Source organism: Promicromonospora sp. NPDC110617 (assembly GCF_055598465.1).
Genome location: NZ_JBVKBM010000003.1, coordinates 678776 through 702246, shown reverse-complemented (window position 1 = coordinate 702246; position 23471 = coordinate 678776). Strand labels below are relative to the sequence as shown.

Sequence of the window (23471 nt, the reverse complement as noted above, 5' to 3'; positions counted from 1 at the left end):
TCACGGGTTGAGCCCGTGCCGGTACGCCCAGATCGCGAGCTGCGTGCGGTCGCGCGTCCCGGTCTTGTCGAGCATGTTCCCGATGTGCCACTTGACGGTGTTCTCGCCCAGGCTCAGGCGCGTGGCGATCTGCTTGTTGCTCAGCCCCTCGGCGAGCGCGGCGACGACCTCCAGCTCCCGGTCGGTGAGGAGCGCGCCGATCGTCTCCGCCGGCGCCGTACCCGTCGGGCCCGGCGCCGCGCCCCGGCTGCGCGCGTACTCGGCGATGAGGCGCTCCCGGACGGCCGGCGACTGGAGGGCGCTCGCGTTCACGGCGGCCCGGATCGCGGCGGGGATGTCGCCCGGGTTCTTCTTCAGCAGGTAGCCGACGGCGCCGCGCTCGAACGCGCCGTAGAGGTATTCGTCCAGGTGGAAGGTGGTGAACACGATCACGGGGATCGGCTCCGCGACGCCCGGGCCGCTCAGCGCCTCGATGGCGTCGAGGCCGCCCCCGCCCGGCATGCGCAGGTCCATGAGCACCACGTCGGGGCGCAGCAGCCGCGCCAGCCGCACGGCGTCGGCCCCGTTGCTCGCCTCGCCGGCCACGCGGATGTCGTCGGTGGTCTCCAGCAGCAGCCGCAGCGACCGCCGGACGCTCCCGGCGTCGTCGACCACGAGCGTTGTGATCACGATCGTCCCTCCAGGGAGCGTGCCCGGTATGTGCCTAGCCGTCGCTGACGTCGGTGCGGTGCGGGGGATGGGGAAGCAGCGCCTGCACCGCCCAGCCACCGCTGCGCCGGGGGCCGGTGCGCAGGCTTCCGCCGACGGCGGCGAGCCGGTCACGCATGCCGTCGATCCCGTAGCCGAGGCTATGCGGTGCGACCCGCGCACCACCACGATCGGGCGCCTCGCCGCCGGGTGAAGTCTCGTTCTCGACCCGGAGCAGCAGGCTGGCGCCGTCGTCGGCGATGGTCACGGCGACCGCCGTGCCCGGCGCGTGCTTGCGCACGTTGCTCAGCGCCTCCTGGACCACGCGGTGGGCGGTGTGGCTGCGCAGCGGCCCGAGCCGCTGGTCGATCTCGGCGAGTCCGGGTTCGTGCTCCAGGGTCACCACGACGCCGGTGGCCTGGTGGTGCTCGGCGACGAGGTCCGCGATCTGGGCGACCGTCTGCTGGCCCGCCGCCTGCCCCTGCTGGGGCACCCTGGTCAGGGTGCGGTCGTCCTGCCGCATCCGCGAGACCATTCGTTCGAACCCCTGGTAGAGCCGCTCGCCCTCGTCCCGGATCTGCGCGATCAGGCGCGGGTCGGGGGCGCCGCCGGACGCCGCGGCCGCCTCCGCGGCGGTGCTGAGCGTGAGGATCGCGGCGAGGTGCGCCGACGACGTGTCGTGCAGCTCCTGGGCGACGGTGCGCCGGGCGGCGGCCACGGCGTCCGCGGTGCGGTGCGCCTCGCGGCCGGCGATCTCGTGGGCGAGCGCCGCGATCCGCTCGGCCCGGTCGCGCAGCTGCGCGTACCAGGCGCCGAGCAGGGCAGGCCCGGCGACGACGGCGGCGGCCTCGAGCACGCACACCGTGAGCATCGCGGGCGCCGTCCAGCCGGGTGCCCCCGGTGTGGGACGGAGCGCCTCGTCCGCGACCAGCACCGCGGCCGTGGCGAGGACCAGGCCCGCGACGACGGTGCCGCGCCAGCGGCCGGACCGTTCCGCGGCGAAGCTGAACACGGCCAGCAGCACGCCCGGCTGCAGCAGGAGCGGGTCCGCCCCGCCGATCAGGAGCGCGCCGAACCAGAGCACGAGCGACGCGCAGAGGGTCCCGAACGCCTGGCGCTGGAGCCAGTGCAGCCACAGTGCCTGGAACGAGACCAGCAGCACCACCACGACCACGCGCCAGTCCTCGCGCTGCGCGGTGTGCACGGCGCCGGTCCGGTCGAGCAGCGCGAGCGCCCCGAGGTAGGCGGCGATGTTGGCCACGAACAGGACGGCCACGACGTCGCGCCCCACCCACCGGGTCAGGCGGAGCGTGAGGGCGGGGGCACCGGCCCATCCGGTCGGAGGGGCCGGTGCCCCTCCTTTCGGGTGGTCCTTGCGGGCCCGCGCGGCTCGGCGGGCGGCCCGCCGGGCCCGGCGGGCCGCGGCCGGGGACGCCACGAACCGCGGTTTCTCGCCGGTCTCCGGACCCGGCTGCGCCGTCGTCCACCTTGCGTCCATCTCGACCTCGCCGTCCGTCCATCTGATCGCCGCGTCCGCGTTGTTTGCCCGCCGGGTCGGCGCCTGACGATGATGCCACCGTCCAGCCAGCCCACCCAGCGCCCCTTCCGCGGCAGCCCCGCGACCCGGTCAGGAGGACCTCACGATGAGCCCCGACCCCGACGAACCGGTGCGCGAGCACCACGGGAGCGACCGGTCACCGGGGGCGACGGCCGCCCCACGGGACGCGGCGGTCGCCGAGCTCGAGCGCCAGCGCACGGAGCTGCGCGAGCTCGGCCTGGAGACGTCGCCGGCCCCGCGCGACGCGCTCGTGGACCCGACCCGCCCGCTCGTGAGCCGGCGCGGCTGGCAGGACACCCTGTTCCGCGCGGCGGCCCACTCGGGCGGCACGCTGGTGCTCCTGATCATGACGCTCGTCGGGGTGTTCCTGCTGTTCCGCGGCGCCCAGGCGATCGACGTCGCCGGCTGGGACTTCGTCACCGAGCAGGACTGGGAGCCCAACTCGGGCCGGTTCGGCATCGCGGCCGTGCTGTTCGGGACCGTCGTGATCGGCCTGACCGCCATCAGCGTGGCGGTGCCGCTCGCCCTGGTCACCGCCACCTACATCACGGAGTACGCGCCGGCAGGGATCAAGCGCTTCCTGATCGGCGTCATCGACCTGATGGCGGCCATCCCGAGCGTCGTCTACGGGCTGTGGGGCGCGTACTGGCTCGAGGGCAACCTGCTGCCCGTCGCCGAGTGGGTCTCCACGTACTTCGGCTGGATCCCGATCTTCGCCGTGTCCCAGTTCGACCCCGACGACCCGCTGGCCACGCCCACGGTGTTCACGGCGTCGGCGATCCTCGCGGGCCTGATCGTCTCGATGATGGTGGCGCCGATCTCGGCGGCGATCATGCGCGAGGTGTTCGACCAGGCGCCCGTCGGGGAGCGCGAGGGGGCGCTCGCGCTCGGCGCCAGCAAGTGGGGCGTGATCCGCAACGTGGTCTACCCGTTCGGGACCGGCGGGATCATCGGCGGCACCATGCTCGGCCTCGGGCGGGCGCTGGGGGAGACCATCGCCGTCTACCTGGTGATCAGCCCGCTGTTCGTCATCAACTGGCAGGTGCTGAGCACGGGCACCAACTCGATCAGCTCGCTGATCGCGCTCAAGCACGGCGAGGCCAACGACTTCGAGGTCTCCGCCCTGATGGCCGCGGGACTGGTCCTGTTCCTGATCACGATGCTGATCAACTTCGTCGCCGGATTCGTCATCCAGCGTTCCCGGTCGGGCGCTGCGAGCTGAGGACACCATGACAGTCACCGACACCCCCCACGGCGCTCGTCGCGCCGACCGGCCCGGGCGGTTCACCCGGACCCACCTCCCGGGCCGCGACGGCCGTATCACGCCCGCGGGCGCGGAGGTCCGGCGCGAGCTGTCCGGCCTGCGCCGCGAGGACGTGCTGCGGGTGGTCGGCGCCGCCGCGGCGGGCATCGCGGCCACGGCGTGGCTGTTCACCCAGGTCCTGCCGTTCCAGGGCAGCCTGCCGTTCGTGCTGATCGCCTACCTGCTGTTCCTCGGCTTCTTCGTGGTGCTGATCGGCTTCGACGACGACCGCATCACCATCAAGGACCGTGTCGCGGGCGTGCTCATCCACTCGGGTGCGGTCGTGCTGCTCCTGGCGCTCGTGGTGGTCGTGGTCTTCGCCCTCGCGGAGGGCCGGCCGGCGTTCACGCAGCTCAACTTCTGGACCCAGGACCTCTCGCTGGCCGGCCCGCTGGACCCGCTGACGGTCGGGGGCATGGCGCACGCCGCCGTCGGCACCCTGATCATGATCTCCTTCGCCCTGCTGATCTCGATCCCGCTGGGCCTGCTCACGGCCGTGTGCCTGGCGGAGTTCCCCAGCCCGTTCACGCGGATCGTGCGCACCGTCACCGAGGCGATGACGGCGCTGCCGTCCATCCTGTGCGGACTGTTCATCCTGGCCACGTACATCCTCCTCCTCGGCGCGCCCAAGTCCGGCTTCGCGGCGTCGCTCGCGATCACGATCATGATCCTGCCGATCATCATCCGGTCGGCCGACGTCGTGCTCCGCCTGGTCCCGGCCACGCTCAAGGAGGCGTCGTTCGCGATGGGCGCCAGCCACTGGAGCACCATCTGGAACGTGGTGCTGCCCACCAGCAAGTCGGGCCTCATGACCGCGATCGTGCTGGGGACCGCGCGCGGCATCGGGGAGACCAGCCCCATCCTGCTCGTCGCCGGGTACACCACCTACTACAGCTGGAACCCGTTCGACGGGCCGATGGTCTCGCTGCCGCTGGCGACCTTCACGCTGGTCAAGAGCCCCGAGCCCGCGCAGATCGCCCGCGGGTTCGGCGCGGCGGCGGTGCTCATGGTGCTCGTGTTCGTGCTGTTCCTGCTCGCCCGCCTGATCGGCGGCAAGGGCGCGGGCGTCCTCGGCCCTGGCGGCGCGCGCCGGGCGCAGCGCGCCTCGGCCCGGGTCGCCGCCCGCTTCCGGGACGGCGGGCGGGCGACGGCGGTGCCGGCCGGCGCAGCGGGAGAGATCAGGCCCGATGACACCACCGACGGCACGGAGGCCGGACGATGACCGCCACCACCCCGCGCCCCCGCCTCCCGCGGGTCCAGACCCTGGTCGCGGCCCTCGGCGTGCTGCTCGTGGTCGCGGGCGCCGTCGTCCCGGCGCAGGCCGCGCCTCACGACGTGCAGCAGGGCGTGCAGCAGGACGTGCGCCCCGCCGCTGGCAAGGTGCACGCGCCGATCAACGGCGCAGGCTCGACCTGGTCGGCGAACGCGCTGCAGCAGTGGATCCGCAACGTCTGGTCCAACTACCAGTGGAAGATCACGTACTCCGAGTCGGGCTCCACCCAGGGCCGCAACAGCTTCGCCAACGGCACGGCCGACTTCGGCGTCAGCGAGATCCCGTACGCGATCGCGAACTCCAACGAGGGCGACGTGCGCCCGGCCCGTGAGTTCGCCTACATGCCGATCGTCGCCGGCGGCACCGCCTTCATGTACAACCTGCAGGTCGGCGGCAAGCGCGTCACCAACCTGCGGCTTTCGGGCAGGACGATCGCCGAGATCTTCACGGGGGAGATCACGCGCTGGGACCACCCGGACATCAAGAAGGACAACCCGCTGCTCGCCCTGCCGGGCATCCCGATCGTGCCGGTGGTGCGCTCGGACGGTTCGGGCGCCACGGCCCAGTTCTCGATCTGGATGCGCCAGGAGCAGAGCAGGTCCTGGGACGCGTACTGCGGCAAGGTCAACCGACCCCTGGTCAACGGGCACTGCGGCGTGACGTCCAACTACCCGGTCGCACCGGGGTCGGGCTTCGTGTCGCGCGCCGGGTCGAACGGCGTGGCCGGCTACGTGGCGCAGTCCCACGCGGTGGGCGCGATCACCTTCGTGGAGTACTCCTACGCGCTGAACGCCGGCTTCCCGGTGGCCAAGATGCTCAACCGCGCGGGCTACTACACGGAGCCGACGGCGGCGAACGTCGCGGTGGCGCTCCTGCGGGCGAAGATCAACGAGAACCGCAGCTCACCGGACTACCTGACGCAGAACCTGGAGGACGTCTACACGTTCTCGGACCGGCGCGTGTACCCGCTCTCGAGCTACTCGTACATCATCCTGCCCACCTCGCAGGACGCCGGGTTCACGCCCGACAAGGGGCTGACCCTCGCCGACTTCGGCGCGTACTTCCTGTGCGAGGGGCAGCAGCAGGCCGACACGCTGGGCTACTCCCCGCTGCCGATCAACCTGGTCCGCGCGGGCCAGCAGCAGATCCAGAAGATCCCGGGCGGCGATCCGGTGATCAAGGGGATCAACGACTGCAACAACCCGACCTTCTCGCCCGACGGCACCAACAGGCTCGCCCAGGAGGCGCCTTACCCGCCGGCGTGCGACAAGCAGGGCCCGACCCAGTGCACCACGGGTACGGGCGGCTCCCAGGACACGCCGACGGCGCCGTCGGGCGGGGGCGGGGGCGGGGCGGGTGACGGCGGCGGCGCGGGCGGACCGCGCTCCGGTGGCTCGGGCGGTGGCGCCGACGGCGGACAGGACGGTCCGGGCGGGGAGGACGACGCCGGCGGCGGGGGCGGCGGGGGCGGCGACGGCGCGGACGGAGGCGCGGACGACCCGGCCGCGGACGGCGGGGGCGACTCCGCGGTCGTGGACGACGACGCCGAGCCGGTGCTGGTGGCGGCGACCCCGCAGTCGATCCCGGTGGCTGACGGCGGGCTCGTGCCGCGGCTCGCCATGGTCGCCCTGGGCGTCGTGATGATCCTCGCCGCGGTGCTGCCGCCGCTGATCGGCAAGCGGGCCCGCAAGGAGCTTCCCGTGCCGGCCGGAGGTGCCACGCGATGATTCCGGCGGCTGTTTCTCCCGGATCTTCTTCCGGAATTTCCGGATGTTTTCCAGGTGGCCCGAACAATGCCGAGCGGAATGCGCCCGGCGGTGTCAGAAAAAGGGATGAAAAATGCTCGGTGCGGCGGTCGCCGTGCCAGGGTGCCGCGCACCGCCACCCCCTGCGGACGGAGGGGCACGGCCCCCTCCTTTCGGGTGGTGTCCTGCGGCGACGCTGCGCGGGGCCGGCGTGTCGTGGCGCGCAGGCCGGGAGTGCGGAGGCCAGTTGTCGCAGCGTTTCCGGTCGATGGGAAACGTGTCGTTCACCTGCCGTCCGCCGCCCTGTCGGCATTTCTCAACGGCTTGTCCACCCGCTCAATGGTTGCCGGTCCGCGTGCTTTCCCGCGATGATCTCCGCGTCCGGCCCGGTGGGGTCGGGACCCGCAGCACCCGAGTCGAACGGAGAGCCCCGATGAAGCTCCCCAGCCGCACGATCAGCGCGGTCGGCGCGGTCGTCGCGCTGGCCTCGGCCGGCGGGCTCGTGGCGCTGTACGCGCCGTCGGACGCGCGGGCGGCAGGCGAGGGGGCGGACTCCGCCGTGACGGTGCGGTGGGCCGGCGGCAACGGCGACCTGCAGCGGTTCCAGCCGGACCGCGCGCACCTGGTCGACGACGCGGACGGGTCCGGGCACTGGAAGGACTTCAAGGAGCTCGAGGTCACCGTGTCGCAGACCGAGCACCTCACCGACCAGGCCGTCACGGTCACCGCGTCCGGGATGAGCCCCACCGTGCTGCGCGGGCAGCCGAACGGCGCCAACAACTTCCTCCAGGTGATGCAGTGCTGGGGCGCGGACCCGAACGCCGCGGACTTCGCGGAGACCTGCCAGTGGGGCGGGTACTCCGTCAACGACGTGGGCGGTACGACGTCCAAGGCTTCCGAGCTGCTCGGGCAGGTCACGAGCTGGACGGCCGGCCGGGACGGCACGGTGTTCCGCAGCGTCGGGGGCGACGTCAGCACGCCGGTGGTGCCGCCGGACGGCGCGGGCGCGAACGCCGGCGTCGGCGCCTTCTACGTGGCGTCCACCTCGAACGAGCTGCCGATCGTCCCCGTCGCGGCGGACGGGACCGCCAAGGCCAGCTTCGTCGTGCAGACCGGTGCCGCGCAGCCCTACCTCGGCTGCGGCGACCCGAAGGCGGCCGGTGAGCGGTGCTGGCTCGTGGTGGTGCCTCGCGGCACGCACTCGGGCTCGCTCGCCGACGGCACGCCGTGCATGGACGTCCTCTCGCCCGGGGCGTTCGGCGAGGTCTCCTTCGAGCAGAAGGGCTCTCCGGTCGCCGCGCGCTGCACGTTCTGGGACAACCGCGTCGTCGTGCCCCTGGACTTCGACGACCCCTTCCAGTCCTGCCCGCCGGGCTCCGCGGAGCGGCGCGTCGTGGGCAGCGAGCTGTTCGCGGAGGCGTCGTCGTCCTGGCAGCCGGCCCTGTGCGCGGGCGACGACGGCGCCACGTTCAGCCTCACCACGAACTCGGGCGACCTGGCGCGCTCCCAGCTGCTCACCGGCCAGGCCGATCTCGCCGCCGTGTCCGAGCCGCTGGCCCCGGACACGATCGGCCCCGCCGACCCCGCGCTGCTCGACGACGCGGACCTGCGGTACGCGCCCCTGGCGAACACGTCGGTGGCCGTCGGCTTCGTAGCGGACGGGCCGCGGAACATCGCGGAGAACACCGCCGGTCCCGTCTACACCGACCTCAAGCTCACGCCACGGCTCGTGGCGAAGCTCCTCACCCAGTCGTTCCGGTACGACGTGCCGCAGGTCGCGGGCGCCTGGGGGTCGTCGATCGTCGGCGAGTCCTACGAGTTCCTCGGCAGCGACACGATCGCCGAGGACGAGGAGTGGCAGGCGCTCGGCAACCCCGAGCTCCACCCCGTCAGCGGCCGCGCCGTCTGGCTGGTCGTCGGGCCCCAGGGCGACGACGCGATCCGGCTGCTGTGGGAGTACGTGCTCGCCGACGCCGACGCGGTCGAGTTCCTCGGCGGCGCCCCGGACCCGTGGGGGAACACCGTCAACCGGTACTACCTGCCGCCGGGACACCCCGACGCGGCCGGCGGCGGGACCGACCTGCTGAGCGCGCCGCTCGACACGTTCCCCAAGGCCGACCGGTCGGTGGCGCCGAGCAAGTCCGTGGCCGACGCCGAGAACCGCGGCCTGCAGCTCGACTCGACGGCCTTCTCCCCGTACTCGGGCTCCTTCGACGCCAACGCGGCCCGGGTGCTCCGGGTGGACCGGCGGCTGACGTTCGCCTGGGACCCGAACGTCTTCGTGGGCGTCGGCACGACCGGCGTGTGGTCCGTGGGCGCCCCGGACCTGGCCGGCAGCACCCTGGGCAGGCTGGCGCTCGGCCCGGTGACCGCGCCCGCCGCGGAGCTGTACGGGCTGAGCACCGCCCGGCTCGCACTGCCGCTGTCCGAGGTCACCGATGCCGACGCCGTGGAGACCGCGCGCGAGTTCGTCGCCTACGACGACGAGACGGTCAGCGCCGCGATCGAGGCGCAGCGGGTGGACGCGCGCACCGGCGTCGCGGTGACCGACCCGGGGTCGCTGCCGTCGGGCGCGTACCCGTTGGCGAGCACGCTGTACGGCGTCGTGAACCTGGAGTCGGAGACCCTCACGGCGGACGCGCGCACCGACTACGCCGGCCTGCTCGACCACGCGGCGGGCGACGGGAACGTGCACACCGGCGCCCGGGGCGGCCTTCCGGAGGGGTACGTGCCGCTCACCGGCGACCAGGTGGACCGCACGCGCGCGCTCGCCGACCTGCTCCGCGCCCCGCGGGGCGACGGCGACGACCCCGAGGACGGCGACGGCCCGGCCGGCGGCGAGGGAGACGACGGGGTCGACCCCGACGGCGCCGGCGACCCCGACGACACCGGCGCGACCGTGCCGGTCCCCGTGGACGGCGACGACCCGGCGGAGGACGGACCGCCGGCCGGCCCGGGCGACGGCGGCGGACCGGGCGGCGGCTCCACGTCCGGGAACGAGGCCGCCGCGACCGAGGACACGGCGCCGCTGGCCGCGTCGGTCGCGCTGGGCGGCACCCTCGTGGCCGGGCTGGCGGGCATGGTCGGCGCGCCGTTCCTCATGCGGCGGCGCGAGCTGACCGGCTGAGCCCCCGGCGTGTCCGGCGGCGAGCACAACTGCACACAGGTTTCCCGTACGGGCACCACCCCCCGCCCGGACGTGGAAGGCCCCTCACCCAGGGCGCGAAAACCAGGGTGAGGGGCCGTGTCCGCGAGGACACAGGGTCGCACGCGACCTTTGGGGGGAGACCCTAGATGGAAAGGCATGCCATGTCCATGCACCACCTGCGGGGAGCCCGTGCGCTCCTCGCCGGCGCGGCGACCGCTGCGCTCCTCCTGGGCGGGGCGCTCGGCGCCTCGGCTGACCCGATCAACCCCGCGACCGGCCAGACCGACCTTGCCCGGCCGCTCGACGGCGTCGGCTCCGACACCACGCAGGACCTGAACAACGGTCTCGCCGCGGTGGTCACGAACGGTGGCCAGCTGGTCCTCGGTTCGTGGGACGCCACCGGCACCTCGCCGATCCAGACCCGCTCCGGCGGGCCGTCCTTCGCCCGCCCCAACGGCTCCAGCAACGGCGTGACCGCGCTGAAGGCGGCCAAGACGGGTGGGCAGTGGCAGGGTGTCACGCTGAGCAGCGCGGACCTCGCGTTCGCTCGGTCCTCCAGCGCGCCGTCGACGCCGGCGGCCAACGGGGCGTACTCGTACATCCCGCTCGCGGTCGACGCCGTCACCTACGCCTCGGCGACCGCCGGTGTGCCGAACGGCCTGACCAAGGCCGACCTGACGGCGATCTACAGCGCGTCGAACGGTCAGGACGTCGCGCTGAGCAACGGCCAGACCTACACCATCGGCCTGGAGAGCAACGCCAACGCCGACATCGTGCCGTTCCTGCCGCAGACCGGCTCGGGCACCCGCTCGTTCTTCGTCGGTCAGCTCGGCCTGAGCGAGACCACCCTCGGCTCGGCCGTGGCGTGGACCTACTCCGGCGGCTCCGTCCAGGAGCACGACGGCGCCGCGCTGGCGGCCGTGGACGGCTCCATCGCGCCGTTCTCGATCGCCCAGCACATCGCGCAGGGCAACGCGGACGCGCTGACGTCCCTCTACGGCGTGGACGTGCAGGACCGCCGGCACGGTGCGGTGCTGCACACCGTCACCAGCGGCGGCTCGGCCGTCGCGCCGGTCAACACCGACGGGTCGCTGAACACCGCGTTCCCGATCGCGCGCCCGGTGTTCACGGTGGTGCAGTTCGCCGAGCTCGCCACGAACGCCACCCTCGAGGCCGCGTTCGCCGGCGCCGACGGCGCCGTCTACTCGGCGGTCTCCGACGAGGACACCTTCACGATCGAGGACTTCGGTTTCGGGTCGCTCATCAACCGCGAGACCGGCGTCAACGGCGTCACGATCAACGGCGTGACCTACCGCGCCGGTGACACCACGTCCCTGCGCAGCAACTGACGGAACTCGTCAGCTCCGGCTGACCGGGTGTGCCCGTCCCCGCGGCGGGCGCACCCGACCGTTCCACGCGTCGCCCCGACGAGGCGCACCTCGTCGGGGCGACGCCCCGGTCGCGCCGCGCGCACCGGCCCAGCCAGCCCGACTGACGACAAGGAATGACGATGCGAAAGACCACGGCCCGCCGCGCGGGCCTCGCCCTGGCCACCGCCGTCGCGGTGGCCCTGTCCGGCCTGACGACGACGACGGCCGAGGCCCTGGCCCCCGGGCTGGACCCGGCCGACCGCCTCGGCGCCATCACCTTCGACGTGACCCAGGGGGAGATCTCCTGGCCGGGCGGCCCGCAGCGGCTGACCACCGAGACCGGGTGCCCCGCCGGGTTCCGCGGGGCCTCGCGCGTGCTGTTCGTCTGGTCGGACGGCACCTGGACGACCACGAACTCGTCGCAGTCGCCCGCCTTCGCCTACATCGAGGCGGCCGCCGGGAGCGGCCTGGACGGCGCACCGGTCGACCGCCGGAACGCGACCCCGACCGACGCCACGGGCCGGTTCGCGTCCCGCTGGAACGGCGCCGGCTTCACCGGCAACAACTTCGACGGGCGCAGCGGCGTCGCCTCGTACGTGATCACCTGCTACCCGGGACAGGCTCCGGACGGCACCCTTCCGCCGGCCGCCGAGGGGGTCGGCGACGCGAAGTACTTCTCCACCGACGTCCGGATCACCTGGAACGACGCGACCAACGTGGGTACCTGGGAGGTCGTCCCGGACGGCCCGGTCGAGAAGGTCGACACCACCACGACGCTGACCCCGACCGCCGGCAACGACGGCTCGGTGCGGCTCACCGCCACCGTCGCGCCGGCCGCCGCGACCGGCGAGGTGACGTTCACGGACGTGGCCACGGGCGCCACCGTGGGCACGGGCACGCTCGACGGCGGGAGCGCCGCGGTGAACGTCTCCGGCCTGGAGGCCGACACGCGGTACACGTTCCGCGCGCAGTACGCGGGCGACACCCTCCACGACGCGTCGACGTCGAACGACGCCGTGGTGACCACGGTGGGCGAGCCGGTCCCGCCGCAGCAGACCGAGGTCACGGTGACCATCCCGGCGTCGGCGCAGGGGCTGCGGTTCACCGTCACCCCGGGCGGGGTCGCGCTGGCCGAGGCAGAGCTCGACGGCGAGGAGTTCGTCGCCACCGGCACGCTGGCGGAGGTGCGTGTCACCGACACCCGGTCGGACCGGAAGCGCTGGACGCTCAACGGTCGCACGTCCGACTTCGACGGCCCGGGTGACGCGACGATCGGCGGGTCGGCGCTGGGCTGGGAACCGGAGCTGGTCGGCACGGGCAACGCGGGCACCGCGGGCGCCGACGTCGCGCCGGGTGCGGGCGGCGGGCTCTCGTCCGACAAGCCGCTCGCGCAGGCCGCCGACGGCGTGGCGCAGACCGAGACGCGCGTCGGCGCGGGGATCACGCTCCGGGCACCCGCCAGCACGCCCGCCGGCGACTACGCCGCGACCCTCACGCTGACCCTCATCTGACCCGGCCCGCCGGGTCCCACGGACTCCCGTGCGGGTACCGTCCCCGCCCGCATGAGGATGCCCCTCACCCGGGGCGCAATCCCGGGTGAGGGGCAGTGCCCGACTGGGCACAGGTCGCAGTGACCTCTGGGGTGAATTCTACGACAAAGGCAGGATTCATGTCTCATACCACTGTCAGCCGTGTGGCTGCGGGCCTCGCGGCTGCGCTGACCCTCGTGCTCGGGGCCGCGGTGGCCGCCCCGGCCGCGCAGGCCGTGCACCCGGTGCTCGACCCCGACAACCGCCTGGGTGGCATCACCCTCGACAAGGCCGCCGGCGAGATCTCCGCCGCCGGCGGCCCCCAGTCCCTCGCGACCGGGGCGGGGTGCCCCGAGGGGTACCGCGGCTCGTCCCGGGTGCTGTTCGTCTGGCCGGACGGCACCTGGCCGACGGCCGTCTCCGGCACCAACACGGGCCTGCCCGCGCTGGTGCAGCTCGCCGGGTCCCCGGTCGCGGGCTCCGGCCTCGACGGCGCACCGATCCTGCGGACCGGCACCTCGGCGTCCCGCTGGGCGGCGTTCGGCTTCCCGGCCAGCCAGTTCGACGGCCACAGCGGCGTCGCCACCTACGTCATCACCTGCGACCCGGGCGACGTGCCGGGCGACACCTTCCCGCCGGCCGGCGACGGCGTCGGGGCCTCGCGGTACTTCTCGGTCGATGTTCGCCTGACCTGGGACGACGCGACCAACACGGGCACGTGGGAGCACGTCAGGGAGGTCACGACCACCACGCTGACCGCAACACAGCGGGGGACCTCTGCCACGCTGACCGCCGAGGTCGGCCCGGCCTCGGCCACCGGCACGGTGACGTTCACGAACGTCGCCACGGGCAAGGTCGTCGGCACCGGCACCGTGACCGACGGCGTCGCCTCCGTGCGGGTGACCGGCCTCAAGCCGTGGAAGACGTACACCTTCCGCGCGCAGTACGCGGGCGACGCCCTGCACGACGGCTCCGTGTCGAACAAGGTGCGCGTCGACTGCTGACGTCGCGCCGCTCGTAGCCGTGGGGGTGGCCCCGGTCCGCAGGAGGCGGGCCGGGGCCATCCTCGTTCGGCCACCCTCCTTCGGCCACCCCCCATCCGGGCGGGGATCACCCCCTCCTTTCGGGTGGTCCTGGGGTCCTGGCCCGGCCGGGCGGGCACCGCCCGCCGTCGTCGGGTCTCCGGGGGTCTGAGATAAAGACGCAGGTCAGGGCCTGTTTGTGGCGAGCGTGGCCGGCGTCGTCCATGTGGCGTCCACCTGGGCGTCGCCAGGCGGCAACGTGCTCTCCGCCTCCTCGATGTTTGCCCGACCGGACGGCCCCTCACGATGATTCGGGTGTCCGGGCCGGCGCCGCTGGGACCAGCGACGCCGGCATGCATCCCGCGGTCCGGCACGGGCCGCGACCGGGTCTGGAGAACCTCACGATGACCGTCCGAAGGCCTCTCGCGCGCGGCGCGCTCGCCGCCGGGGTGCTCGCCGTCCTGATCGGCGCCCTCGCGCCCGCGGTGCCGGCGTCCGCCGACGACCGCGAGGTCACCTGGAGCGTGCAGCCCGCCGGCCCCGAGGGTCCGGACGGGCGCACCGAGCTCACGTACGACGTCGAACCCGGCACCACCGTGAGCGACCGGGTGTCGGTGTCCAACTTCTCGGACCGCCCGGCGACCTTCCGCGTCTACGGCGCCGACGCGACCACCGACTACGAGACCGGGGCCTTCACGCTGATCGGCGCCGACCAGGCCTCGACCGGCCTGGGGTCGTGGACGTCGGTCGACTCCGGCTCCGCCGTCTGCCCCGACACCGACGACGGCGCGGAGGCCGGCTGCGCGGCCGAGCTCGGCGTGGTCGTCGAGCTCGACCCCGGTGCTCGCGCGGACCTCCCCTTCACCATCACCGTGCCGCACGACGCGACGCCGGGCGACCACGCCGCGGGGATCGTGGCGTCGTTCCGCTCCGGCGGAGCCGACGGCGACGGCTCGGCCGTGCAGGTGGAGCAGCGCGTCGGCACGCGGATCTACCTGCGCGTGGACGGGCCGGTCGCGCCCGAGCTCGCCGTGACCGGGGTGGTGGCCGGGTTCGACGGCGTGGCCAACCCGTTCGGGGCCGGCACCGCGACCGCCGGGTTCGACCTGACCAACACCGGCAACACCCGGATCTCGGGCGCGCCGGAGGTGCGGGTGAGCGGGCCCTTCGGCCTCGACCTCGGCAGGGTCGAGGTCCAGGCCGTGGAGAACCTGGTGCCCGGCGGCACGGCGCACGTCACCGCCGAGGTGCCCGGGGTGCTGCCCGCGCTGCTCCTGTTCGCCGACGTCATCGTGACCCCTGTCGCCGCGGAGCGCCCCGGTGCGGACGCCGACGACGCGCTGCCGGCGCCCGTGCGCGCGTCGGCGCAGGCCTGGGCCGTGCCGTGGCCGCTCGCGGGGATCGTGCTGGTCCTGGCCGGCGGTGTGTGGGCGGTGGTGGCGTGGCGTCGCCGGTCCCGACGTCTGCTGGCGGAGGACCTGGCGGCCTGGACGGAACGCGTCCGGGCGGAGGCACGCGCCGAGGACCGGGCTGCGACCGGATCATCCGACCAGGAGAGCGAGGTCCTGCGATGAGTCCGCGACCCCTGCGGCTCGCCGGCGTCCTGCTGGCTGCCGCCGCGCTGCTGCTCGGTCCGGCGGGCGCCGGGCACGCTGATGAGACCGAGGACACCGGGATCAGCGTGACCATCCCGGACGTCGACCCCACTGACCGGCCGACGGACGACCCGACTGGCGAGCCGACGGACGACCCCACCGGTGACCCGACCCGTCCCGGCGACGACGCGGGCGGCGGCCCGGGTGGTGCCGGGGACGGCGGCAGCGACGGCCGTGGCGCGGGCGGTGACGACCCCGCGGACGACAACCCTCCGGCAGGCGACCCTCCGGCCGGCGACCCTCCGGCCGGCGACCCTCCGGACGCGCCCGGTTCGCCGGAGAAGTGCGTGCCCGCCGAGCCCGCGGTGCCCACCGGGCCCGCGGCGGAGGGCGAGCCGGCGACGCTCGACGAGAGCGTCCGGACGGCGGGCGAGCGGTTCGTGGTCCACGGCAAGGGGTTCGAGGACCGCGAGCGGGTGCAGGTCGTGCTCTTCGCCGAGCCGCAGCGGGTCACGACCGTCCGGGCGGACGCCAGGGGCGCGGTCGAGGCGACGCTCACGATCCCGGACGGTGTCGCGCCCGGCCCGCGCGCGGTGCAGCTCACCGGCTGGTGCGGACGGGTCGCGCTCGCGCAGGTGCTGGTGGCTTCGCCCGGCACGGACGCGGGCTCCGGCGTCCCGGCCTGGGCCTGGTGGACCGGGGGTGGCGTCGGCCTGGCCGGTGCCGGCGTGGGCGGCTGGTACGTGCTCCGGCTGATGCGGGCGCCCGGCGCCGGCCTGCCGGTGGCCGGGAACGCGGGGGTGGCCTGATGAGCAACCCGGTGACCGACACCAAGGACCAGGACGCCCAGGGCCTGCCGGACAACCCGAGCCCGGCGTCCGCCGACCCCGCGAACCCGTACGCCGTGCCCAACACCTGGGGCGCCCGGCGCCGGACCGCCCGGCTGGCGGCGGCGGTGGCCGCGGCGACGCCCCGGCAGCAGGTTCCGCGCGACACCCGATGGTGGGCCGGGGCCGCCCTCCTGACGGTCTCCGTGCTGCTGCTGGCGTTCGTGTCCCACACGGCGCTGTTCTCCACGGCGCAGCACCACCGGGCCCAGGTGCTCGCCTACGACGAGCTGCGGACCTCGCTGGCCAAGGCGGAGACACCGGTGGGCCAGCTCGACCTGAACGGCGACCTCGTCGAGGCGGGCACGCCCGTGGCCCTGCTGGAGATCCCGGCGCTGGGCGTCACCGAGGTGGTGGCCGAGGGCTCGACCTCGCGGGTGCTGCGGTCCGGGCCCGGCCACCGGCGCGACTCCGTGCTGCCGGGGCAGGCCGGGACGTCCGTGCTCCTGGGGCGCCAGCTCACCTACGGCGGGCCGTTCGGGAGCCTGGACCGCCTCGTGCCCGGTGACGAGATCCGGGTGACCACCGGCCAGGGCACGCACACCTTCCAGGTGTTCGGCCTGCGCCGCGCGGGCGACCCGCTGCCCGCGCCGCTCGGCGAGGGTCAGGGTCGCCTGGAGCTGATGACCGCCGACGGGCTCGAGCTGTTCCCGTCCGGCGTCCTGCACGTGGACGCGCAGCTCGTCTCCGACGTCCAGGAGACCCCCACGAAGGTGCTCGCCGAGCCGGCGCTCCCGGTCGAGGAGCGCGAGATGGCCGGCGACGACGGTGCCTGGTTCACCGCGTTCTTCGTGCTCGTGCTCTTCGCGGCCGCGGGCGTGGCCCTGTGGTGGCTGTGGACGTCGTGGGGCCGGTGGCACGCCTGGCTGATCGGCGTCCCGGTGCTGCTCGCGCTCAGTGTGACCTGCGCCGACATCGTCATGGACGCGCTGCCGAACCTGCTCTGAGAGGACCAGTCATGACCACAGAGGACCAGACCGCGGGGACCGGCGCAGCCGGGACTGTCACTGCCGGGACAGCGACTGCCGGAACGGGGGCTGCCGGAACGGCGGCTGCCGGGGTCGTCACCGACCCGGCGCCCGCCGACGGCGGGCGGACCGCCACGCTGCCGGTCGCGCGCCCCGACGTCGCGCGGCCCGACGTCGCGCGGCCGGACCCGGGCCTGTCGGTGCTGGACGCGCGGAACGTGTCCGCCTGGTTCGGCTCGCACAAGGTGCTCGAACGGGTGTCGCTGACCATGCCCGCCGGGCAGGTGACCGCGCTGATCGGACCCTCGGGCTGCGGCAAGTCGACCTTCCTGCGCATCCTCAACCGGATGCACGAGCTGGTGCCCATCGCCGCGCTGGCCGGCGAGGTACGCCTGGACGGCGAGGACATCTACGACCGCCGCAAGAAGATCCAGGACGCCCGCAAGGACATCGGCATGGTGTTCCAGAAGCCCAACCCGTTCCCCGCGATGTCGATCTACGACAACGTCGTGGCCGGCCTCAAGCTCACGGGCGTGCGCGCGTCGCGCGACGAGAAGGACGAGCTGGTGGAGCGGTCGCTCACCTCCGCCGGCCTCTGGAGAGAGGTCAAGGACCGGCTCGCCCAGCCCGGCGGCGGCCTGTCCGGCGGCCAGCAGCAGCGGCTGTGCATCGCCCGGTCGCTGGCCGTGCGGCCCAAGGTGCTGCTCATGGACGAGCCCTGCTCCGCGCTCGACCCGACCTCCACCCGCGTCATCGAGGAGACCATGGTCGAGCTGCAGAAGGAGGTGACGATCGTGATCGTCACCCACAACATGCAGCAGGCGCAGCGCGTCTCGCAGCAGTGCGCGTTCTTCCTCGCCGCACAGGGCACGCCCGGTGCCATCGTGGAGCACGGCGACACCGAGGCGATGTTCTCCGAGCCGCAGGACGAGCGCACCTACGACTACGTCAACGGCCGGTTCGGGTGACGGACGGTTCGTCGACCCGGTCCTCGGACGAGGGGCCGTCCGGGGCGCTGTTCGGCGGCCGGTACGAGCTCAGCGACCTGCTCGGGGTGGGCGGGACGGCGTCGGTCTTCGCGGCACAGGACGTCGGCGCGGGTGGGGCCGTGCCGAGCGGACCGGGCGTGCCGGTCGCGGTCAAGATCCTGCACCCGCACCTCGGCGCCGACGCCGCGGCCCGCGTCGCCTTCCTGGCCGAGGCCCGGGCCGCGCAGGAGCTACGCCACCCCAACATCGCGGCCGTGCGCGGCTCCGGGGTCCACGAGGCGGCCGGCGTCGGGCTCGCGTGGATCGCCCTGGACCTGGTCGCCGGCGGGAGCGTGGGGGAGCGGGTCGCCGACGTCGGCCCGCTGCCACCACCCCAGGCCGCCGCGGTGCTCGACGGCGTCCTCGCGGCGCTCGCGGCCGCACACGCCGCGGGGCTGGTGCACCGCGACGTCTCGCCGGCGAACGTGCTGCTGCACGGCGCGGGTCCCGGCGAGGTGTTGCGGGCGGAGCACGTGCGGCTCGTGGACTTCGGCCTCGCCGACGCAGCGGGGCGAACCGCCGTCGGCCGCGGCGTCCTGCGCGCGGGCGAGGACGTGCTGCGGGCCGGACCCGGCGCCGACGGGTCCGCCGTGACCACGGTGCTCGGCGCGGCGCAGGGGATCGGGCGGACCGTCGTGGCCGGCCCGGTGGGAGGGGCCGACGGGTCGCGCCCGGCCGCCGCGGGTGACGCGCGGCGCTCCGTCGTGGGCAACCCACAGTTCATGTCGCCTGAGCAGGCCCAGGGCAGACCCGTCCGTGTCGCCGGCGACGTCTACCAGGCCGGTGCGCTCCTCTACCACCTGCTCACGGGCCGCCCGCCCTTCCCGCGCGACACCGACGCCCAGGTGCTCCACGCGCACGTGTCGGCGCCCCCGCCGGTACCGTCCGCGCTGGTCCCCGCCGCCCGGGCCCTCGATCGTGTGGTGACGCGGGCCATGAACAAGACCCCGGTCCGCCGGTTCCGGGACGCCGACGAGATGCGGTCGGCGCTCGCGGAGGCCATGGGCCGCACGGCCTGGACGGCGGCGGCCACGGGCTCGGTGGGTCTTGCCGGTGCGGTGGGGCTCCCTGGTGCGGATGCGGGCGGCCCGGCAGGCCAGGTGCGGGATGGTGCGCCGGGGGAGTCGTGGGCCGGCCTGAGGGAGGGCGGCGGCGGCGAACCGGGCGGGCGCCGGTCTGCCGGTGTTCCGGGGGACCACGGCACCGGCGACGGACCTCGCCGGACCGGCGACCTCGCGTATCTGGTACCGGTCGAGGCAGAGTCGGGCCTGACACCGGTCGTCGCCCGCCGGGCAGGCGTTGCCGGCGTCGGCGCCGTGGTGCTCGGCCTGCTCGTGGCGGGGGTGGCGGTGTGGGCGGCCGTCGCGGCCCCCGGACTGCCGCAGGCCGGGGGTGGGCCCTCACCGAGCGTCAGCAGCTCGGGCTCGCCCTCCCCGGAGCCCTCGCGGACGCCGAGCCCGTCGCCCTCGGCGTCGTCGGCCGCGTCGCCGTCCGCCTCCCCGAGCGACCGCGCCGTCCTGCCGACGCCGAGTGCCTCGCTCTCGGCCACCCCCTCCGCGACGACGACCGGACCGCCCCTCGCGGACGACCGGGTCGTGGTGCCCGTGCTGACCGGCACGCTCGCCGAGGCCCAGGCGGCCCTGCACGGCATCGGGCTGTCGCTCGGCGACGTGACCCGCGCGGACTCGCCCGAACCCGCCGGGACGGTCCTCACGCAGGAGCCCGCGCCCGGCCGGACCGCGTCGCCCGGTGCCGCCGTGGACGTCACCGTGGCAAGCGGTCGGAACGCGGTGCCCGCCGTGGCGGGGATGACGCTGGGCGCGGCGACGGCCGAGCTCGAGTCCGCCGGCTTCGAGGCGGTGCCGGACGTCGCGGGGTCGGCGCCGCGCACCCCGGTCGTCGGCAGCGCTCCGCCGGCACGAACCGTGCTGCGCCTGGGTGTCACCGTGACCGTGCTGGTGGGCGAGCCGGAGCCGTCGGCCTCGCCGTCGTCGTGACCGCGGGACGTCACCACGACCGAGACGTGGCTACCGGTGCGACGGCGTCAGCGCGCGGCGACCGGCGCTGTTTACGCGCCGGGCAGAACAACGAGTGGTTGTCGGCGACCGGCCATAGGATCGAACAAACGTCCGGTGGAATGATGATGTGATTTAAGTTTTGGCTGCGAGGGGGGTGGCGGTATGGGCGGGCAGTGGTGCGACGACGGCGGAGGCGGAGCAACCGCGACATCCCTGGACGGACGCGGCACCCGTGCGATGGCTGTGCGGGTCGGCGCTCCGATCGGGCGCGTCGATGGTGCCGTGGGCGAGGCATCTGCCGTACACCCGGCGCGTGCCGAGCAGTCCGTGCGTTCCGTGCCGTCTGTGCCTGTCATGGCCGGCGACGACGATCTCGCGGACGGTTCCATGCCCGACGACGCCTGGCTCGCCGCGCTGTTCGCCGAGGGGGAGGCTCTGTTCGGCGAGCGTGACAGGCATGACGCCCTGGGCGCACCTGTCGAGCTCGAGCGGTGGCCGGTCGAGGCGCTGGCCGGTGCGCCGGGCGCCGAGCTCGCGTGGGTGGTCGAGGGGTACACCGGCCCGGGCACTGCCGCCGGGGCAGGGCCGGCCGCTCTCGACACGTTGTCCGACGACCTCCTGGCGGAGCTGATGACCGCGTGTGGCCGGTTGCAGTCGTGGGCGGCTGGCGTGCAGGCGCTCGTCGTGGGGGAGCGGGCTGCGCGGGAGACGAGTCCGTTGGCTCATGCGTCGTTGGTCGGGCAGGTCACGGCGGAGTTGGTGGTGACGCAGGTTGAGGGGTCGGAGGTGGTGGTGCGTGCGGAGTCGGGTGCGGAGCATCCGACGGTGATTGCCGCGCTGGTCTCGGGTCGGATTGATGTGCGTAAGGCGCACACGTTGTTGCGGTCTGCCGCGCAGCTGACGGTGGCTGAGCGGGCTGAGGCGATCGTGAGGTATTTGCCGCAGGCGCCGTATCGGACGTGGCGGTGGTTGCGGAGCAAGCTGTTGGCGTTCGCGAAGGCGCGGCATGGTGCTGAGGAGTCTGCTCGGGCTGCGGCGTTGGACCGTAACGTGCAGGTGGATCGGGCGGAGAACGACATGGGGTGGGTGTCGGCGTATCTGCCTGCGGTGGACGCGGCGGCGGTGTGGGGTGTGGTGGATGACATGGCGCACCAGTTGCGGTACGTCGCTGGTGAGGAGCGGACGTTGGGTCAGTTGCGTGCGGACTGTCTGACCGGGATCGTGACGGGCCGGCTGGTGCCTGCGGACCGGTTTGCGCGGGTCGGGGTAGTGGCGGCGGGGGCGAGCGTGACCCCGGCGAGCCCGGCTACCCCGACAGTCGATACGAGCACGAGCACGAGCACGGGCACGGGCACGGGCACGGGCACGAGCGCCGATCAGGCGCCGACGGTGTGTCCGTGTGGTGGCCGGGCGACCGTGGCGCAGGAGCCGGTTGATCAGGGGACGGTGGTGCAGGCGCCCGTGGTGCGGGTGACGCCCACGCGGCCGGTCGTGCGGGTCACGGTCCCGGCGAGCACGCTGCTGGGCCTGGATGATGCGCCGGGTGAGCTTGACGGGTTCGGGCCGGTCCCGGCCGAGACGGCCCGGCTGATCGCCCAGGAAGCGACCTGGCAGCGGTTGGTGACCGACCCGGTGACGGGGGTGCTGGTCGACTACTCGACCACCTCCTACAAGCCGGGCAGGGTGCTTCGGGCTGCGGTGGAGGCCAGGGACGGGACCTGCACGTTCGTGGGCTGTGAGCAGCCCGTGGCGTGGTGCGACCTGGACCACATCGAGCCTTTCGACCACGACCGCGACCGCGACCGCGACCAGGACACCGGCCACGGTGCTGCGGGCAGAACTGCGCGGGGCCAGACACGTGCCGACAACCTGCACGCTCTGTGTCGCCGGCACCATCTTCTGAAGACACACGCGGGCTGGGGCGTCGAACGTGACCCAGCCAGCGGGATCACCACCTGGACCACGCCCCCGGGCAGCACGCACACGCGCCCGCCGACGGTCCTGGACACCCGGGTCGACCTGGACCAAATCGACCCGGGCACCAGCCAGGACCTCACACTGCGTGCCATGACCGGACGCCGCCTGCCCCGCGCCTACGCCACGGCCGGTTCAGCGTCCGCAGCACAGTCCGCAGCGCAGCCCGCACCGGCGCACGCATCCGAAGCCGGCACCCCGCGCCGACCCGCCGACCCGCCGTTCTGAGCGGGGACCGAGGCACCCCGACGTGTGCGCACGGGACACCGAGCGACCACCGTACGACCACCGCACGACGCAACCGACACCCGATCTTCATCCGCGCTTCCGATACAGGACCGCGGTCTCGTAATTCGCGGCCATCTGCGGGGGGTTCCATATCGATATCGCCAGTCGCGATATCCCGCCGGCCACCGGTCGGCCTCCCGAAAGGAACGCCCATGCGCCCCCGCGCACTCCCGGCTCTGGGCCTGCTCGCCCTCGGCACCACCGTCCTGCTCACCGGCTGCTCCGGCACGGCCTCCGCCGACTCCGCGGCGTCGGACCCCGACGCCCCGATCACCTTCGCCACCACCCCGCTCGGCGATGACCCCGGCGCCGAGAACCCCATCGAGGCGTTCGCCGGCCTGGTCGAGGCCGAGACCGGCCGCGAGGTCGAGATCGTCGACGTGCCCGACTACACGGCCGTCGTCGAGGCCCTGCGCAGCCACCACGTCGACATCGGCTTCATGAGCGGCTTCCCGTCGGCACTCGCGGTCAACACGGGGGAGGTCGACTCGCTGGTCGCCTGGCCGGGCAACGACGACCCGGTCTCGACCTGCCTCGTGCTCGACGGCTCGCCCCTTCGGTCGCTCGACGACATCGCGCCCGAGACCGTCGTGGCGTTCGCCGACCCGGCGTCCAGCTCCGGCTACTTCATGCCGGTCGCCATGCTGCACGACGCCGGCCTGGAGCAGGACACCGACTACACCCCGATGTTCAGCGGCGGGCACGACATGAGCTTCACCGCCCTGAAGGAGGGGCAGGTCGACGTGGCCTGCACGTCCACGATCTTCCCGGCGATGGCTGGCCTGGGCGACCCGATGTTCCCGTTCGAGAAGGGCGAGACCCGTTCGATCGGCGAGAGCGCGTCGATGCCGGTCGCCGTCACCGTGCTCGCCGACCAGGAGCTCGCCGACGACAAGCGCGAGCTGCTCCAGCAGGCCCTGCCGAAGGTGTTCGTCGAGGAGAACGCCGACGCCCTCGGCGCGATGTTCGAGGCGATGCAGGGCACGGAGCCGATCGTCGACCCCGACCCGTCGATCTTCCAGCCCTTCGTCGACATCGCCGCGATCGCCGACGTCGACATCTCGGACCTGGGCTGACC

Annotated in this window: 16 protein-coding genes; 14 read left to right on the top strand and 2 right to left on the bottom strand. The window is 74.0% G+C overall.

Annotation, left to right across the window (positions count from 1 at the left end; all coding sequences use genetic code 11):
* Together ACZ7LE_RS20875 and ACZ7LE_RS20870 are read right to left on the bottom strand one after the other, a co-directional pair.
* Positions 1 to 669: a response regulator gene (locus ACZ7LE_RS20875; RefSeq protein ID WP_470405153.1), complete on the bottom strand. Its 669-nt coding sequence runs from the start codon at positions 667 to 669 to the stop codon at positions 1 to 3.
* A 34-nt stretch (positions 670 to 703) separates the two neighbouring features.
* Entirely contained in the window at positions 704 to 2185 is a 1482-nt protein-coding gene (locus tag ACZ7LE_RS20870; RefSeq protein WP_470405152.1) for a sensor histidine kinase, read from the bottom strand.
* Between the two features lie 145 nt (positions 2186 to 2330).
* Here ACZ7LE_RS20870 and pstC point away from each other — a divergent pair, with 145 nt between their 5' ends.
* The 14 genes from pstC to phnD all read left to right on the top strand — a co-directional run bounded on the left by pstC (position 2331) and on the right by phnD (position 23469).
* Positions 2331 to 3467, top strand: coding sequence for a phosphate ABC transporter permease subunit PstC (gene pstC / locus ACZ7LE_RS20865; protein ID WP_470405151.1), 1137 nt, complete (start codon positions 2331 to 2333; stop codon positions 3465 to 3467).
* 7 nt (positions 3468 to 3474) lie between these two features.
* Entirely contained in the window at positions 3475 to 4770 is a 1296-nt protein-coding gene (locus ACZ7LE_RS20860) for a PstA family ABC transporter permease (RefSeq protein WP_470405150.1), read from the top strand.
* Positions 4767 to 6548 (top strand): phosphate ABC transporter substrate-binding protein PstS, encoded by a 1782-nt coding sequence (locus ACZ7LE_RS20855; RefSeq protein WP_470405149.1) that lies wholly within the window; start codon positions 4767 to 4769, stop codon positions 6546 to 6548. Before ACZ7LE_RS20860 ends, ACZ7LE_RS20855 begins: the two co-directional genes overlap by 4 nt.
* A gap of 451 nt (positions 6549 to 6999) precedes the next feature.
* Positions 7000 to 9693 carry a hypothetical protein gene (locus tag ACZ7LE_RS20850; RefSeq protein ID WP_470405148.1) on the top strand — a complete coding sequence of 898 codons (2694 nt, stop codon included), beginning with the start codon at positions 7000 to 7002 and terminating at the stop codon, positions 9691 to 9693.
* A gap of 182 nt (positions 9694 to 9875) precedes the next feature.
* Positions 9876 to 11063 carry a substrate-binding domain-containing protein gene (locus ACZ7LE_RS20845; RefSeq protein WP_470405147.1) on the top strand — a complete coding sequence of 396 codons (1188 nt, stop codon included), beginning with the start codon at positions 9876 to 9878 and terminating at the stop codon, positions 11061 to 11063.
* A gap of 161 nt (positions 11064 to 11224) precedes the next feature.
* Positions 11225 to 12595 carry an Ig-like domain-containing protein gene (locus ACZ7LE_RS20840; RefSeq protein ID WP_470405146.1) on the top strand — a complete coding sequence of 457 codons (1371 nt, stop codon included), beginning with the start codon at positions 11225 to 11227 and terminating at the stop codon, positions 12593 to 12595.
* Positions 12596 to 12753: 158 nt separating this feature from the next.
* Positions 12754 to 13617: an Ig-like domain-containing protein gene (locus ACZ7LE_RS20835; protein WP_470405145.1), complete on the top strand. Its 864-nt coding sequence runs from the start codon at positions 12754 to 12756 to the stop codon at positions 13615 to 13617.
* 422 nt (positions 13618 to 14039) lie between these two features.
* A complete protein-coding gene (locus ACZ7LE_RS20830; protein ID WP_470405144.1) occupies positions 14040 to 15209 on the top strand; it encodes a hypothetical protein in 1170 nt (389 codons plus the stop codon).
* Positions 15206 to 16039: a hypothetical protein gene (locus tag ACZ7LE_RS20825; RefSeq protein ID WP_470405143.1), complete on the top strand. Its 834-nt coding sequence runs from the start codon at positions 15206 to 15208 to the stop codon at positions 16037 to 16039. The genes ACZ7LE_RS20830 and ACZ7LE_RS20825 overlap by 4 nt, the downstream gene beginning before the upstream one ends.
* Positions 16039 to 17064: a sortase gene (locus ACZ7LE_RS20820; protein WP_470405142.1), complete on the top strand. Its 1026-nt coding sequence runs from the start codon at positions 16039 to 16041 to the stop codon at positions 17062 to 17064. Before ACZ7LE_RS20825 ends, ACZ7LE_RS20820 begins: the two co-directional genes overlap by 1 nt.
* A 215-nt stretch (positions 17065 to 17279) precedes the next feature.
* Complete coding sequence (gene pstB, locus ACZ7LE_RS20815; protein ID WP_182618666.1) at positions 17280 to 18053, top strand: phosphate ABC transporter ATP-binding protein PstB; 774 nt, start codon at positions 17280 to 17282, stop codon at positions 18051 to 18053.
* Entirely contained in the window at positions 18050 to 20110 is a 2061-nt protein-coding gene (locus ACZ7LE_RS20810; RefSeq protein ID WP_470405141.1) for a serine/threonine-protein kinase, read from the top strand. Before pstB ends, ACZ7LE_RS20810 begins: the two co-directional genes overlap by 4 nt.
* A gap of 375 nt (positions 20111 to 20485) precedes the next feature.
* Positions 20486 to 22333 (top strand): HNH endonuclease signature motif containing protein, encoded by a 1848-nt coding sequence (locus tag ACZ7LE_RS20805; RefSeq protein WP_470405140.1) that lies wholly within the window; start codon positions 20486 to 20488, stop codon positions 22331 to 22333.
* Between the two features lie 212 nt (positions 22334 to 22545).
* Positions 22546 to 23469, top strand: a complete 924-nt coding sequence (gene phnD, locus ACZ7LE_RS20800; RefSeq protein ID WP_470405139.1) for a phosphate/phosphite/phosphonate ABC transporter substrate-binding protein — start codon at positions 22546 to 22548, stop codon at positions 23467 to 23469.
* The last annotated feature ends 2 nt before the right edge of the window (positions 23470 to 23471 follow it).